Annotated in this window: 10 protein-coding genes; 8 read left to right on the top strand and 2 right to left on the bottom strand. The window is 63.4% G+C overall.

The window, feature by feature from the left end:
• Entirely contained in the window at positions 1 to 1,503 is a 1,503-nt protein-coding gene (locus ACVC5H_RS11675; RefSeq protein WP_489622453.1) for an efflux transporter outer membrane subunit, read from the top strand.
• 52 nt (positions 1,504 to 1,555) lie between these two features.
• Here ACVC5H_RS11675 and ACVC5H_RS11680 read toward each other — a convergent pair whose 3' ends face one another.
• Positions 1,556 to 2,542 carry a response regulator gene (locus tag ACVC5H_RS11680; RefSeq protein WP_489622454.1) on the bottom strand — a complete coding sequence of 329 codons (987 nt, stop codon included), beginning with the start codon at positions 2,540 to 2,542 and terminating at the stop codon, positions 1,556 to 1,558.
• A complete protein-coding gene (locus ACVC5H_RS11685; protein ID WP_489622455.1) occupies positions 2,520 to 5,972 on the bottom strand; it encodes an ATP-binding protein in 3,453 nt (1,150 codons plus the stop codon). The genes ACVC5H_RS11680 and ACVC5H_RS11685 overlap by 23 nt, the downstream gene beginning before the upstream one ends.
• 502 nt (positions 5,973 to 6,474) lie before the next feature.
• Here ACVC5H_RS11685 and urtA point away from each other — a divergent pair.
• The 7 genes from urtA to fmdA all read left to right on the top strand — a co-directional run bounded on the left by urtA (position 6,475) and on the right by fmdA (position 13,961).
• On the top strand, positions 6,475 to 7,731 hold the full coding sequence (gene urtA, locus ACVC5H_RS11690; protein ID WP_008329498.1) for an urea ABC transporter substrate-binding protein: 1,257 nt from the start codon (positions 6,475 to 6,477) through the stop codon (positions 7,729 to 7,731).
• 294 nt (positions 7,732 to 8,025) lie between these two features.
• Positions 8,026 to 8,943, top strand: coding sequence for an urea ABC transporter permease subunit UrtB (gene urtB / locus ACVC5H_RS11695; protein ID WP_058895830.1), 918 nt, complete (start codon positions 8,026 to 8,028; stop codon positions 8,941 to 8,943).
• Between the two features lie 43 nt (positions 8,944 to 8,986).
• A complete protein-coding gene (gene urtC, locus ACVC5H_RS11700; RefSeq protein ID WP_489622456.1) occupies positions 8,987 to 10,192 on the top strand; it encodes an urea ABC transporter permease subunit UrtC in 1,206 nt (401 codons plus the stop codon).
• Positions 10,189 to 10,956: an urea ABC transporter ATP-binding protein UrtD gene (urtD, locus tag ACVC5H_RS11705; protein ID WP_008329490.1), complete on the top strand. Its 768-nt coding sequence runs from the start codon at positions 10,189 to 10,191 to the stop codon at positions 10,954 to 10,956. Before urtC ends, urtD begins: the two co-directional genes overlap by 4 nt.
• A gap of 25 nt (positions 10,957 to 10,981) precedes the next feature.
• Complete coding sequence (urtE, locus tag ACVC5H_RS11710; protein WP_008329487.1) at positions 10,982 to 11,671, top strand: urea ABC transporter ATP-binding subunit UrtE; 690 nt, start codon at positions 10,982 to 10,984, stop codon at positions 11,669 to 11,671.
• A 29-nt stretch (positions 11,672 to 11,700) separates the two neighbouring features.
• Positions 11,701 to 12,732, top strand: coding sequence for an aliphatic amidase (locus tag ACVC5H_RS11715; RefSeq protein WP_489622457.1), 1,032 nt, complete (start codon positions 11,701 to 11,703; stop codon positions 12,730 to 12,732).
• Positions 12,733 to 12,782: 50 nt separating this feature from the next.
• Positions 12,783 to 13,961, top strand: a complete 1,179-nt coding sequence (gene fmdA / locus ACVC5H_RS11720) for a formamidase (protein ID WP_489622458.1) — start codon at positions 12,783 to 12,785, stop codon at positions 13,959 to 13,961.
• The last annotated feature ends 15 nt before the right edge of the window (positions 13,962 to 13,976 follow it).

Below are 13,976 nucleotides of genomic sequence, written 5' to 3' on the forward strand. Positions count from 1 at the left end.
ATGCCTTCTTTGACTCCATCACTGCGCCTGCGTCCCCTGGCCATGGCTTGCTTGCTCACGCTGCTGGCCGGTTGCGCCGTCGGTCCGGACTATCATCGTCCCGCCGTGGATATGCCCATCGCCTACAAGGAGGCCGCCGGCTGGAAACAGGCTGCACCGTCCGATGACCAGCCTCGTAGCGCCTGGTGGCAGGCCTTCGGCGATGAGCAGCTCGATGCCCTGATGCGCCAGGTCGAGATTTCCAACCAGAACGTGGCGCAATACGCGGCCCAGTATGCGCAGGCCCAGGCGGTCGTGCGCCAGGCCGATGCCAGCTTCTATCCCACCGTCACGGCCACGGCCAGCGGCACGCGCAGCGGCAATGCCTCCGGCACTACCAGTAGCAAGACCACTACCAGCACCAGCAGCACTACCCGCAGCGGCGTGAGCAATGAGGTCTCGGCCTCGGGCAGCCTGAGCTGGGAGCTGGATCTGTGGGGCAAGCTGCGCCGCACGCGCGAAGAAGACGTGGCCAGCGCCCAGGCCAGCCGGGCCGATCTGGCCAATGCATTGCTGAGCGCGCAGTCCAGCCTGGCGCAGGATTACTTCTCGCTGCGCATTCTGGATGAGCGCATCGCCCTGTATGAAAAAACGGTGGCCGCCTACACCCGCTATGCCAGCATCGTCGAGAACCAGTACACCGAGGCCCAGTCGTCCCGCGCGGACGTGGCGCAGGCGCGCAACCAGCTGGAGTCGGCCAAGGCCTCCATGCATGACCTGGCCTGGCAGCGTGCGCAGTACGAGCACGCCATCGCGATCCTGCTGGGCAAGGCGCCGGCGGCGTTTTCGCTGCCGGCTGTTATCGGCGGCCAGATGCAGGTGCCGGTCACGCCCGTGGGGCTGGCCTCCACGCTGCTGGAGCGGCGCCCCGACATCGCGTCCTCCGAACGCAGCATGGCCAAGGCCAATGCGGCCATCGGGGTGGCCATCGCGGCCTATTATCCGGACCTGACGCTCTCGGCCAGTGCCGGCTTCCAGAACAGCAGCGCCAGCAAGCTCTTCACGACGCCGTATCGCTTCTGGTCGCTCGGTCCCTCGTTCAGCCAGACGCTCTTTGATGGTGGTTCCATCAAGGCCCAGGTTGAACAAGCCCGCGCCAGCTACGATTCGGCCGTGGCCAGCTATCGCCAGACGGTGTTGACGGCCCTGGGCCAGGTGGAAGATTACCTGGCCAAGATGCGCATCATGGAGTCCGAAATGCAGGCCCAGCAGGCGGCCACGGATGCCGCCATCGTGTCGGCCCGGGTGACCCGCGATCAATACGAGGCGGGCAAGATCAACTATCTGGACGTGGCCACCACCGAGGCCACCAGCCTCTCGGCACAGCAAAGCCTGTGGGAACTCAAGGGCACGCAGCTGACCACCAGCGTGCAATTGATCGTCGCCCTGGGCGGCGGGTGGCACGCCGATGACGGTGAGGCTTCGTCCGCAACCCATCAGGCCGACAAGAAACCGGCCAATTGATGGCAGGGCGGTCAAGGTGCCGCCCTGAACCAGCACTAGCCGCAGAGATGCGTTATTGCAGCAACTGGCTGCCGCTGGCCGGTGCGCTCGCCATCGCGCTGGCCAGCACCGCTGCCGCCGAACGTGTCTCCACGCCCAGCTTCACGAAGATGTGTTCCAGGTGCTTGTTGACCGTGCGCGGGCTCATGCCGAGGATCTCGGCGATGTCGCGGTTGGTCTTGCCCTTGCCCAGCCACAGCAGTACGTCGCTCTCGCGCGGGGTCAGGCGACAGCTTTCCAGCGTGGGTGGCAGGCTTATGCCTTCGTCGGTACGCAGGGCGGCGCTCGCGGTCTTTTCTTCCAGCACCAGGCTCACGCCATGGCCCTGGCCGGGGCCGGACAGGGTGATGTGCAAGGCATCTTGCTGGTGCCGCACGATCAGCGGCGGCACCTGGTCGAGGCTTTCGCCCTGGCGCTGGCGCACCAGCTGTTCGTTGAGCCAGACCTGCAAGGGCGCAGGCAGCTTGTGGCTGGTGGGTGCGGCCGGGCCGTAATATTTTTCCAGCCATTGCGAGGCCTTGCTGGTCTGCCACATCGGCAAGCCATTGCCGCCCAGCACGATCACTGCATGGGCCGCATGTTCCAGCATGCCGCGCGTTTGCGTCATCATGCGCGCGGTGCGAATGTGGGCGCCGATGCGCGCCACCACCTCCTGCGGGCGGATCGGCTTGGTCACGTAGTCGATGCCGCCGACCTCGAAGCCACGGACCACGTGCTCGGTCTCTGACAGTCCCGTCATGAACACCACCGGTACGTGCGTCACGCGCTTGACCAGCTTGATGCGGCGACAGGTCTCGAAGCCGTCGATGCCGGGCATCATGGCGTCCAGCAGGATCAGGTCGGGCGTGATGTGGTCCAGCCGCTCCAGCGCCGCCAGTCCATCGGTGGCGACCAGGACGATGTGGCCGCTTTCATCCAGCGCGTCGGACAACATGGCCAGGTTGTCGGGCATGTCATCGACGATCAGCACCACGTGTCTATCGAACGTCGTTGAGATCATGTCGGATCAGCTCCTTGATGCGGGTGACGTATTCATTCAATCGGAATTGCTTGACCAGTTGCCGCAGCTCGGTGGTGAAGGGCAGGTAGGCGGGGTGCTGGCGCTCCATGGCGTCGAGCTGGCGCAGGATTTCCTTGGCGTAGCCGATGCTGCCCAGTTCCAGCAGGGCGGCCAGCTTGTCTTGCGCGGGTACCAGCATCAGTGGCTGCGCCGCTGGTGTGGCGGGTGGCTGTACCGTGTCCGCTTGCGCGGCGGGTTCGGCCGTGGCCACCCAATCCAGTTGCAGATGCTGCCTGATCTTGGCCAGCAATTCGTTGTAGGACACCGGCTTGACCACGAAGTCGTTCACCAGCGGCGGTTCGTTGCGCTCATGCAGGTTCTCGAAGGCATTGGCCGAGACCAGCAGGATGGGCAGTTGCGTGAGTCCGCGCGCACGGATGGCGCGCGCTACGCTCCAACCATCCATCTGCGGCATGGCGATGTCCAGCAAGACCAGATCCGGTACGTCGTGGGCCAGCCGCTCCATGCAGGCCAGGCCGCTGTCGGCTTCGCTCACCGTAAATCCCAGGGGGATGAGCATGTCCTTGAGCAGGCGGCGTTGCGAGGCCTGGTCATCCACCACCAGGATGTGGCGGGAGGGGCCGGTGTAACCGGACATCTGGTCTTCGAGCTTGAGCCGTGGACGCGGTACGTGGACCTCGGGCAGGTAGATCTTCAGATGGAAGCTGCTGCCCTGGCCGACCCGGCTCTGCACGCTCAGTTCGCCACCCATGATGTGCACCAGCATGCGGCTGATGGCCAGGCCCAGGCCGGTGCCGATGTCTTCGCGCAGGTTGGCCGCGCTGCTGCGCTCGAAGGGCAGGAAGATGCGTTCCAGGTCGTCGTCGGCAATGCCGATGCCGGTATCGATGACGTCGAAATACGCGATCTCGCGGGCATAGCGCAGCTTGAGCGTGACGCCGCCATGGTCGGTGAACTTGACGGCGTTGCCCAGCAGGTTGATGAGGATCTGACGCAGCCGCTTCTGGTCTGCATGGACGATCTGAGGCAGGCGCCCGCTATTCTCGAAGCGGAACTGCAGGCCCTTCTGTTCGGCCTGCGGGGCGAACATGCCGACGATCTGTTCCAGGAAGGCTTCCAGCGCCAGTTCGTCGGAGGCCAGGCGCATCTTGCCGGCCTCGATCTTGGCGATGTCGAGCAAGCCGTCGATGAGGCTCAGCAGATGTTCGCCGCTGCGGCGGATGATGGCGATGGCTTCCTTGCGGGCGGGCGGAATGGTGGCGTCCACGTGCAGGATCTGGGCGTAGCCGAGCATGCTGTTCAAGGGGGTGCGCAATTCGTGGCTCATGCCGGCCACGAAACGGCTCTTGGCCAGGTTGGCGGACTCGGCGGCTTCCTTGGCGCGCTGCAGTTCGGCGTCGGTCTGCTTGTGGGCTTCGATTTCCTGCAGCAGCAGATTGGTCTGGCGTTCCGATTCTTCTTGGGCGACGGCGCGGCTTTCGTTGGTCAGCACCAGCCACCAGGCACCGACGCCGACCACCACCAGCAAAAGACAGAACAGCTTGATGAAGACGCCCCGCAGCGAGTCCGGGGCCGAGAGCGTCAGTCCGGAGAGATCGGCCATCTGCTGGAAATACAGCATCCACAACACAATCGCCAGGCCACCCGCCAGCAGGCCGAACACGCTCAGGTAATGGCCGAGGCGGGTATTGAGCTTGACCGCGAAGCGCGCCGGGATCAGCTGGCGCAGGGTGTGCAGGATCTGATTGGGCAGTCGCGCGCGCGGTGTCTTGCAGCGGTCCTTGCAGCGCGCATCCAGCGAACAGCACAGCGAACAGATGGCGCCCTGGTAGGCCGGACAGTGCGCCATGTCCGGGGTTTCAAAGGCATTGCCGCAGATCACGCAGGCCAGCACCGGTTGTGCCTGGCCGGGGGTGACGGGGCGATAGTTCTGTTCGGACAGCGTATCGCGGCGGGCGATGTAGTAGCGGCTGCCGGTGGCCCAGGCAATGAGCGGGGCCGTCACCAATGCGGTGCCCAGGGCGATGAAGGGTGCCATGGCCGCCACCGTCTTGCCCAGCACGCCCGACATGGCCAGCGTGGAGAGCAGGGTGGCGACGGCCATTGAGCCCACGCCGACCGGGTTCACGTCATACAGGTGGGCGCGCTTGAATTCGATGTGCGCCGGGCTCAGGCGCAGCGGCTTGTTGATGACCAGATCGGCCACCACCGCACCGATCCATGAGATGGCCACCAGGCTGTAGAGCGCCAGCACGTGTTCCAGCGCATTGAAGACGCCCAGTTCCATCAGCAGCACGGCAATCAACACATTGAAGACCAGCCACACCACCCGGCCCGGATGGCTGTGCGTGAGGCGCGCAAAGAAGTTGGACCAGGCCAGCGAGCCGGCATAGGCGTTGGTGACGTTGATCTTGATCTGCGAGACCACCACGAACAGCACCACCGCACCCAGCGCCAGGGCCGGGTTGCCGAATACGTACTGGTAGCCGATCAGGTACATCTGGGTGGGCTCGACCGCGCGCGCCATCGGCACCTCATGCTGGATGGCGAGAAAGGCCAGGAGCGTGCCACCCAGCATCTTGGCGCCGCCCAGCAGGATCCAGCCGGGGCCGGCCAGCAACAATGCGCTCCACCAGCGGCCGCGATTGGCGGCGGTCTTCTGTGGCAGGAAGCGCAGGAAGTCGACCTGTTCACCCACTTGTGCGATCAGCGAGAAGGCCACCGTGGCGGCCGCGCCGAAGAGCGTGAGATTGAAGGAGCTGCCTTCCTCGGCACGGCCGGCAAAGCTCACCAGGTTGGAGAGCGCTTCCGGCTCCTTGTACAGCACGCAGGCGTAGGGCAGCACCAGCAGCACCAGCCACAGCGGCTGGGTCCACATTTGCAGGCGGTTGATGAGGGTGATGCCGTAGGCCACCATGGGAATGATGATGAGCGAACAGAGCACGTAGCCATACACCAGCGGCAGGCCGAAATAGATCTCGATGGCCTGGGCCATGATGGCCGCTTCCAGCGCGAAGAAGATGAAGGTGAAGCTGGCATAGATCAGCGAGGTAATGGTCGAGCCGATGTAGCCGAAGCCGGCGCCGCGCGTGAGCAGGTCCATGTCCACGCCGTAGCGGGCGGCGTAGTAGCTGATGGGCAGGCCGGTGGCAAAGAACAGGACCATCACGCACAGGATGGCCCAGAAGGCATTGGTGAAGCCGTAGCTCAGGGTGATGGCGCCGCTGATGGCTTCCAGCGCCAGGAAGGAGGTCGCGCCCAGGGCCGTGTTGGCCAGGCGGAATTCCGACCAGCGGCGGAAGGACAGCGGCGTATAGCGCAGCGCGTAGTCTTCCAGGGTCTCGTTGGCGACCCAGGTGTTGTAGTCGCGCCGGACCTTGACGATGCGTTGTGTGGCGGGAAGGGTCACGTTGGCTCTTGGTGAGGTCAGGGATCCGGAAGGTCGTTGTCGTCAGTGCCTTGTCAGGCTCGTTGCGGCGCACACGGTCTGCGTTGCACGTGTTTATGGTCAAGCAATTTTCAAACCATTCGCAGCGCGAGGGCATACGTCAAATGACGTAGATGCCGCATGGCATCGCATGGGAATTCACCAAAACGTAGCGACCTTTGCAAGCGCTGTCGCTGCATCCCGACGCCGTGCGTCGGCAGTGCGCACCAACAGCAGGCAAGCCATGGGCGAAAGCTGTGCAGGCCGGTGTGCCGCACCAGTAGGGGGCTTACGTCAAACAACGTATTGTTGCGCTGCACCGGCGAACCTATTCTGCCTCCCAGAACGAAGGGCAGACGGCAGGTGCGGTACGCATCTTTCTCACCTTGCGGGCAGTCCCTCGCCGGGGCCTTCGTTTCATCGCTTGCATGACGCCACGATGGCCCAGACCGAGTCCAACAACAACGCCCGAAAGGAGTACCGCATGTCGCATTCCTCGTCTTCCAACCCTCCCTCGTTCCCGCGCCGCAAGATCCTGATGGGCCTGGCCGCCGGTGCGGCAGCAGCGGCCCTGCCGGGTATGGCCTCGGCCCAGCAGTATCCGACCGCCAAGGTCAATACCACCAAGCTGGCCATCACCGATACCGAAGTCACGGTGGGCCAGTTGCACTCGGCTACCGGCACCATGGCCATCAGCGAGACCGGTTCGATCCAGGCTGAACGCCTGGCCATCGACCAGATCAATGCCATGGGCGGCATCCTCGGCCGCAAGATCAAGATCATCCAGGAAGACGGTGCCAGCGACTGGCCGACCTTCGCCGAGAAGGCCAAGAAACTGCTGGAGAACGACCGCGTGGCAGCTGTCTTCGGCTGCTGGACCTCGGCCTCGCGCAAGGCGGTGCTGCCGGTGTTCGAGAAGGACAACGGCCTGCTGTACTACCCGACCTTCTACGAAGGCCTGGAGCAATCCAAGAACGTGTTCTATACCGGGCAGGAGGCGACACAACAGGTGCTGGCCGGCCTGAACTGGGTGGCCAAGGAAAAGAAGGCCAAGACCTTCTTCCTGGTCGGCTCGGACTACATCTGGCCGCGCACCTCCAACAAGATCGCCCGCAAGCACATCGAAAACGTGCTCAAGGGCTCGGTGGTGGGCGAGGAGTACTACCCGCTGGGCAATACCCAGTTCGGTTCGCTGATCAACAAGATCAAGCTGAAGAAGCCGGACGTGATCTTCGCCGACGTGGTGGGCGGCTCCAACGTGGCTTTCTACAAGCAGTTGAAGGCTGCCGGCGTGACCGCCAAGACCCAGAACCTGCTGACCATCTCGGTGACCGAGGATGAAATGCTGGGCATCGGTGGCGAGAACGTGGAAGGGTTCTTTGCGTCCATGAAGTATTTCCAGAGCCTGGACAACCCCAACAACAAGAAATTCGTGGCCGAGTTCAAGGCCAAGTTCGGCGCCAATTCGGTCATTGGCGACGTCACCCAGGCGGCCTATCTCGGCCCCTGGCTGTGGAAGGCAGCGGTGGAAAAGGCCGGCAGCTTCGACGTCGACAAGGTGGTGGCCGCTTCGCCCGGCATCGAACTCAAGACCGCGCCGGAAGGTTACGTCAAGGTCCACGAAAACCATCACCTCTGGAGCAAGACCCGCATCGGCGAGGCGCAGAAGGATGGCCAGTTCAAGGTGGTCTACGAGTCCGAGCTGATCGAGCCGAACCCCTTCCCCAAGGGCTACCAGTAAGGCGGTCCGGCAACTGGGTGGAATCGTCGCATCCCCGTTCGTCCTGAGCAGGCCCGCAGGGCCGTATCGAAGCCTGTCCTGAGCTTGTCGAAGGAGCGCTTCGTTCTCTCGTCTTCGATACGCGGCTGGTGCCGCTACTCAGTCCGAATGGTGGGCGTGTGATTTTGCCATGCCGACCCAAGCGGTCGCGGCTTGCCTCGACCTTCTGTGCAGCAAAGCGGCGGCGTCTGTTGTGACATGCGGGCGCTGCCGCCCCTTCGTCCTCTCTCCAACTCTGCCCCGTCGGGAGTCAACATGGTTTCTCTATCCGAATTCGGCGCCATCTTCGCCATGCAGGGCTTCAATGGCCTCTCGGTCTTTTGCGTGCTGCTGCTGATGGCGCTGGGCCTGGCCATCATCTTCGGGCAGATGGGGGTGATCAACATGGCCCATGGTGAATTCCTCACCATCGGTGCCTACATCACCTACCTGCTGTCGCACCTGACCACCACCTATGCACCGGCCTTGCAGCCGTTCTATTTCTTCGCGGCCATCGTGCTGTCCTTTGCGGTGGCGTATGGCGTGGGCTATCTCACCGAGCTGCTGCTCATCAGCCGCCTCTACAAGCGTCCGCTCGATACGCTGCTGGCTACCTGGGGCCTGTCGCTGGCGATGCAGCAGACCTTCCGCTCCATCTTCGGCGCCAAGGAAGTCAGCGCCACCTTGCCGGACTGGCTCATGGGTTCCTTCAAGCCTACCGATGCCATCGACATCCCTCTGAACGGCCTGTTCATGATGGGCCTGACGGTCTTGCTGACCGGTGCCATCTTCGTGCTGCTGTTCCGTTCGCGCTGGGGCTTGCAGGTGCGCGCGACGATGCAGAACCGGGTCATGAGCGGAGCGGTGGGGATCAATACCCGCAAGGTCGACCGTACCACCTTCGCGCTCGGTTGCGGCGTGGCCGGTGTGGCTGGCGCGGCCTTCACCACCATCGGTTCCACCGGGCCGACCAGCGGTTCGCTCTACATCGTCGATACCTTCCTGGTGGTGGTCTTCGGTGGCGCGCAAAGCCTGATCGGCACCATCGCCTCGGCCTTCTCGATTGCCCAGACCCAATCCACGGCGGAGTTCTTCCTGACCGGTTCCATGGCCAAGGTGCTTACCTTGTCGGCGGTGATCGTGATCCTGATGCTGCGTCCGCAAGGGCTGTTCTCGGTGAAGGTGCGCAAGTGATGGCCGCTTCCTACAGATCAAACAACACGTGCGAGGTCCGATGATGAATGCAGCCTATGAAAAATTGTTGGGCGGCCGCTCCGGTGCGCTCGGCCTGCTGGTGATGGCGGCGCTGCTGCTGGTGGTGTTCCCGCTGACGCTGGACATGTTCCGGCTCAACCTGGTGGGCAAGTACCTGTCTTATGCCTTCGTCGCCGTGGGCCTGGTGCTGTGCTGGGGCTACGGCGGCATCCTGAGCCTGGGGCAGGGCGTGTTCTTCGGCCTGGGCGGCTATTGCATGGCCATGTTCCTGAAGCTCGAAGCCTCCGACCCCATCAGCACCAAGATCCAGTCCACACCGGGTATTCCCGACTTCATGGACTGGAACCAGATCACCGCCTTGCCGGCCATGTGGGAGCCGTTCCACAGTTTTGCCTTCACGATCCTTGCGGTGCTGGTGGTGCCAACCCTGCTGGCCATGCTGATTGGTCTGGCGATGTTCAAGCGGCGCGTGGGGGACGTGTATTTCTCCATCGTCACGCAAGCCATCGCCGCCATTCTGTCCATCCTCATCATTGGGCAGCAGGGCCTGACCGGCGGCGTGAACGGCATCACTGACCTGAAGACCCTGATGGGTTGGGATATCCGTACCGACCACGCCAAGCTGGTGCTGTATTTCGTCAATGCCGGCCTGCTGTTCGGCTGCATCCTGTTCGGCCGCTATGTGCTGGGTTCCAAGCTGGGCCGCCTGCTGGTGGCCATGCGCGACAAGGAAGAACGGGTGCGCTTCTCGGGCTATGACGTGGCCAGTTTCAAGGTGTTCGTCTTCTGCGCGGCGGCCATGTTCTCGGCCATCGGCGGGGCCATGTTCACGCTGCAGGTGGGCTTCATGTCGCCGTCCTTCGTCGGGATCGTGCCCTCCATCGAAATGGTGATCTTTGCTGCAGTGGGTGGCCGTATGTCGCTCTTGGGCGCGGTGTATGGAACGCTGCTGGTGAACTTCGGCAAGACGTATTTCTCGGAGACCTTCCCGGAACTGTGGCTGTTCCTGATGGGCGGTCTCTTCATCGCGGTGGTGATGTATTTCCCCAATGGCCTGGCGGGTCTCTGGCAGACCCAAGGCAAGCGCCTGATGGCGAAGCTGCGTGGCGAACCCAAGCCGGTGGCGCCCGCTACTGCCGAGCCGCCCAAGACTGCGGCCCGTCCATCCACCCCTGAAACCAAGCGCGACGGCATCGAGCCCGGCGCCACCATGGAGGCCAGCAAATGAGCGAGAACCCCATCGGTTTCGAATCGGATGCCCACCCGGTCCTGGCCATCGAAGACCTGACCGTCTCCTTCGACGGTTTCAAGGCCGTGGACAAGCTCAATCTCTACGTGCAGCGCAATGAGGTGCGCGTGGTGATCGGCCCCAACGGTGCGGGCAAGACCACGGTGCTGGACCTGATCTGCGGCAAGACCCGCGCCACCTCCGGCAGCATCAAGTTCAACAACCACGAACTGACCAGGATGAGCGAGCACGCCATCGTGCGCGTGGGGGTAGGGCGCAAGTTCCAGACGCCTTCCATCTACGAGAACCTCTCCGTGTTCGAGAACCTGGAAATGTCCTTCCCGCGTGGCCGCAAGGTGTTCGGCGCGCTGACCTTCAAGCGTTCGCCGGATGTGGTGGCGCGGGTGGAGGCGGTGGCTGCCGACATCTTTTTGGAAGAGCAACTGCATACCCAAGCCGACCTGCTTTCGCACGGCCAGAAGCAGTGGCTGGAAATCGGCATGTTGCTGATGCAGGAGCCCGAGCTGCTGATGCTGGATGAACCGGTGGCCGGCATGAGCGTGTCCGAACGCGAGAAGACTGCCGAGCTGCTGGGCCGCATCAGCCAGGGCCGTTCGGTGGTGGTGATCGAGCACGACATGGATTTCGTCAAGAGCATCGCGCACAAGGTCACCGTGCTGCACCAGGGAAAAATCCTGGCCGAAGGCAGCATGGAGAAGGTGCAGTCCGATCCCAAGGTGATCGATGTCTATCTCGGTCACTGAACGCCCATCACCCTCGGAGCCTGCCATGTTCAAAGTCTCGCAACTCGCTTCCGGCTACGGCCAGAGCAAGGTCATCCACGACGTCGATCTGTCGGTGGCCAAGGAAGAAATCGTCGCCGTCATGGGCCGTAACGGCATGGGCAAGACCACGCTGTTCAAGACCCTGATGGGCATCCTGCCGCTGCGCGGCGGCAGCATCAGCATCGATGGCGTGGAACTGGGCGGCCTGGAAAGCCACCAGCGCGTCGAGCGCGGCGTGGCCTATGTGCCGCAGGGGCGCATGATCTTCTCGCACATGACGGTGCTGGAAAACATCCAGACCGGCCTGCCCGCCTCGGCCAAGGGCAAGGTGCCCGATGAACTGTATTCGTTGTTCCCGGTGCTCTACGACATGCGCACCCGCAAGGGCGGCAATCTCTCCGGCGGCCAGCAGCAGCAACTGGCCATTGCGCGCGCACTGGCGACCAATCCGCGGGTGCTGCTGCTGGATGAGCCGACCGAAGGCATCCAGCCTTCCATCATCAAGGACATCGCCCGGAGCCTCAAGGAAATCCGCAAGATCCGTGCGCTCACCATCGTGGTGTCGGAGCAGGTGCTGAGCTTCACGCTGGAGATTGCCGATCGTTTCCTGGTCATCGACAAGGGTCGCTTCGTCTACGAAGACACGCGCGAGAACGTCGATGCGCCCACCATCAGCAAGTATCTGTCGGTCTGATCTGACCGTCTTTTGAGAGGAGCAAGCCCATGCGACATGGAGACATTTCAAGTAGCCGCGACGCCGTAGGCGTGGCCGTGGTGAACTACAAGATGCCGCGCCTGCATACGCGCGGCGAGGTGCTGGAGAATGCACGCAAGATCGCCGCCATGCTGGTCGGCATGAAGCAGGGACTGCCGGGGCTGGACCTGGTGGTGTTCCCGGAGTATTCCACGCACGGCATCATGTATGACCGTGAAGAGATGTTCGAGACGGCAGCCACCATCCCGGGTGACGAGACTGCCATCTTTTCCGAAGCCTGCCGCATTGCGGGCGTCTGGGGCGTGTTCTCGCTGACCGGCGAGCGCCACGAAGAGCATCCGCGCAAGGTGCCTTACAACACGCTGATCCTCATCAACGACCAGGGCGAGATCGTGCAGAAGTACCGCAAGATCATGCCGTGGACGCCCATCGAGGGTTGGTATCCGGGTGATACCACCTATGTGTGCGACGGTCCCAAGGGCCTGAAGATCAGCCTCATCATCTGCGACGACGGCAACTATCCCGAAATCTGGCGCGACTGTGCCATGAAGGGCGCGGAACTGGTGGTGCGCTGCCAGGGCTACATGTATCCGGCCAAGGAACAGCAGATCATGGTCTCCAAGGCCATGGCCTGGATGAACAACCTGTACGTGGCCGTGGCCAATGCCTCCGGTTTCGATGGCGTCTATTCCTACTTCGGCCATTCGGCCATCGTCGGCTTCGATGGACGCACGCTGGGCGAGTGTGGCACCGAGGAAATGGGCATCCAGTATGCCGAGCTGTCGATCTCGGCCATCCGCGATGCGCGCCGCAACTGGCAGTCGCAGAACCACCTCTACAAGCTGCTGCACCGGGGCTACACCGGCAAGATCAATTCGGGCGAGTCGCCGGCCGGCGTTGCCGACTGCCCCTTCGACTTCTACCGCACCTGGGTCAATGATCCGCAGGCGGCGCGTGCCCAGGTCGAGGCGCTGACCCGCAACAGTGCCGGCACGCCCGAATGTCCGATGCCGGGGATTCCCGCCGAGCCGGCGGCCTGAGGCCCACGGTTCCAAGGTCGTCATCACACACCCACCACCAAGGAGATCGCATGCAACACTTCAAGATCAAGCCCGGCGTCCCGCTGGCAGAGCAGGCCGAACTGGGCCATAACCGCTGGCATCCGGACCTGCCGTTCCTGGCCTCGGTCAAGCCGGGCGAATCCATCCTGATCGAGTCGCTGGACTTCCTCGATGCGCAGATCCAGGACACCGATGACGTCTCCGACGTCAAGAACGTCGACCTGACCCGCGCCCATCCCCTGACCGGTCCCTTCCACGTCGAAGGCGCCGAGCCGGGCGACCTGCTGGTGATCGACCTGCTGGACATCAAGCCGGTGACCCCGGTCGGTTTCTCCGGCGTCTTTGCCAAGGAAAACGGTGGCGGCTTCCTGGCCGATTACTTCCCCGACGCCGACAAGGCCATCTGGGACCTGAAGGGCTTGTATGCCACCTCGCGCCACATCCCTGGCGTGCGCATCGCCGGCCTGACGCACCCGGGCCTGATGGGTTGTCTGCCCTCGCATGACTTGCTGGCCGAGTGGAACCGCCGCGAAGCGCCGCTGGCTGCCAAGGGCCTGGCGCAGCCGCCCAACCCCGGCACTGCCGTGCTGCGCGGGCTGACCGGTGCCAAGTTCGACGAGATGGCCAAGGTCGCTGCCCGCACCGTGCCGCCGCGCGAGCATGGCGGCAATACCGACATCAAGGATCTGTCGGCGGGTACCCGCATCTTCTTCCCGGTGTACGTGAAGGGGGCCGGCTTCTCGATGGGTGACCTGCACTTCTCGCAGGGCGATGGCGAGATCGGCTTCTGCGGCGCCATCGAGATGGATGGCGTGAGCCACGTGGGCTTCGACCTCATCAAGGGCGGCATGGCCAAGTACAACATCACCTCGCCCATCTTCATGCCCAGCATCGTCAAGCCGCATTACGAGCAGTGGCTGACCTTCGAAGGCATCAGCGTGGAAAACGGCGTGAACTACTACCTCGACGCCACCGTGGCCTATCGCCAGGCCTGCCTGAAGGCCATCGACTACCTGACCCACTTCGGCTACACCGGCAGCCAGGCCTACATGCTGTTGACCGCCGCACCGGTGGAAGGGCGCATCGGCGGCATCGTCGACATCCCCAACTGCGCCTGCACGGTGGCCTTGCCGACCTCCATCTTCGACCAGGACATCACGCCCAAGGGCATGCTCAATGACAAGTCCTACTGGGGACGCAAAGCCTAGGGCTTATCGCTGTCG

This window comes from Herbaspirillum sp. Her3 (assembly GCF_057961275.1).

Excerpts from the sequence above, each read along its gene's own strand:
- ACVC5H_RS11675 (WP_489622453.1), top strand. The coding sequence starts at position 1 with ATGCCTTCTTTGACTCCATCACTGCGCCTGCGTCCCCTGGCCATGGCT.
- ACVC5H_RS11680 (WP_489622454.1), bottom strand. The coding sequence starts at position 2,542 with ATGATCTCAACGACGTTCGATAGACACGTGGTGCTGATCGTCGATGAC.
- urtA (WP_008329498.1), top strand. The coding sequence starts at position 6,475 with ATGTCGCATTCCTCGTCTTCCAACCCTCCCTCGTTCCCGCGCCGCAAG.
- urtB (WP_058895830.1), top strand. The coding sequence starts at position 8,026 with ATGGTTTCTCTATCCGAATTCGGCGCCATCTTCGCCATGCAGGGCTTC.
- urtC (WP_489622456.1), top strand. The coding sequence starts at position 8,987 with ATGAATGCAGCCTATGAAAAATTGTTGGGCGGCCGCTCCGGTGCGCTC.
- urtD (WP_008329490.1), top strand. The coding sequence starts at position 10,189 with ATGAGCGAGAACCCCATCGGTTTCGAATCGGATGCCCACCCGGTCCTG.
- urtE (WP_008329487.1), top strand. The coding sequence starts at position 10,982 with ATGTTCAAAGTCTCGCAACTCGCTTCCGGCTACGGCCAGAGCAAGGTC.
- ACVC5H_RS11715 (WP_489622457.1), top strand. The coding sequence starts at position 11,701 with ATGCGACATGGAGACATTTCAAGTAGCCGCGACGCCGTAGGCGTGGCC.
- fmdA (WP_489622458.1), top strand. The coding sequence starts at position 12,783 with ATGCAACACTTCAAGATCAAGCCCGGCGTCCCGCTGGCAGAGCAGGCC.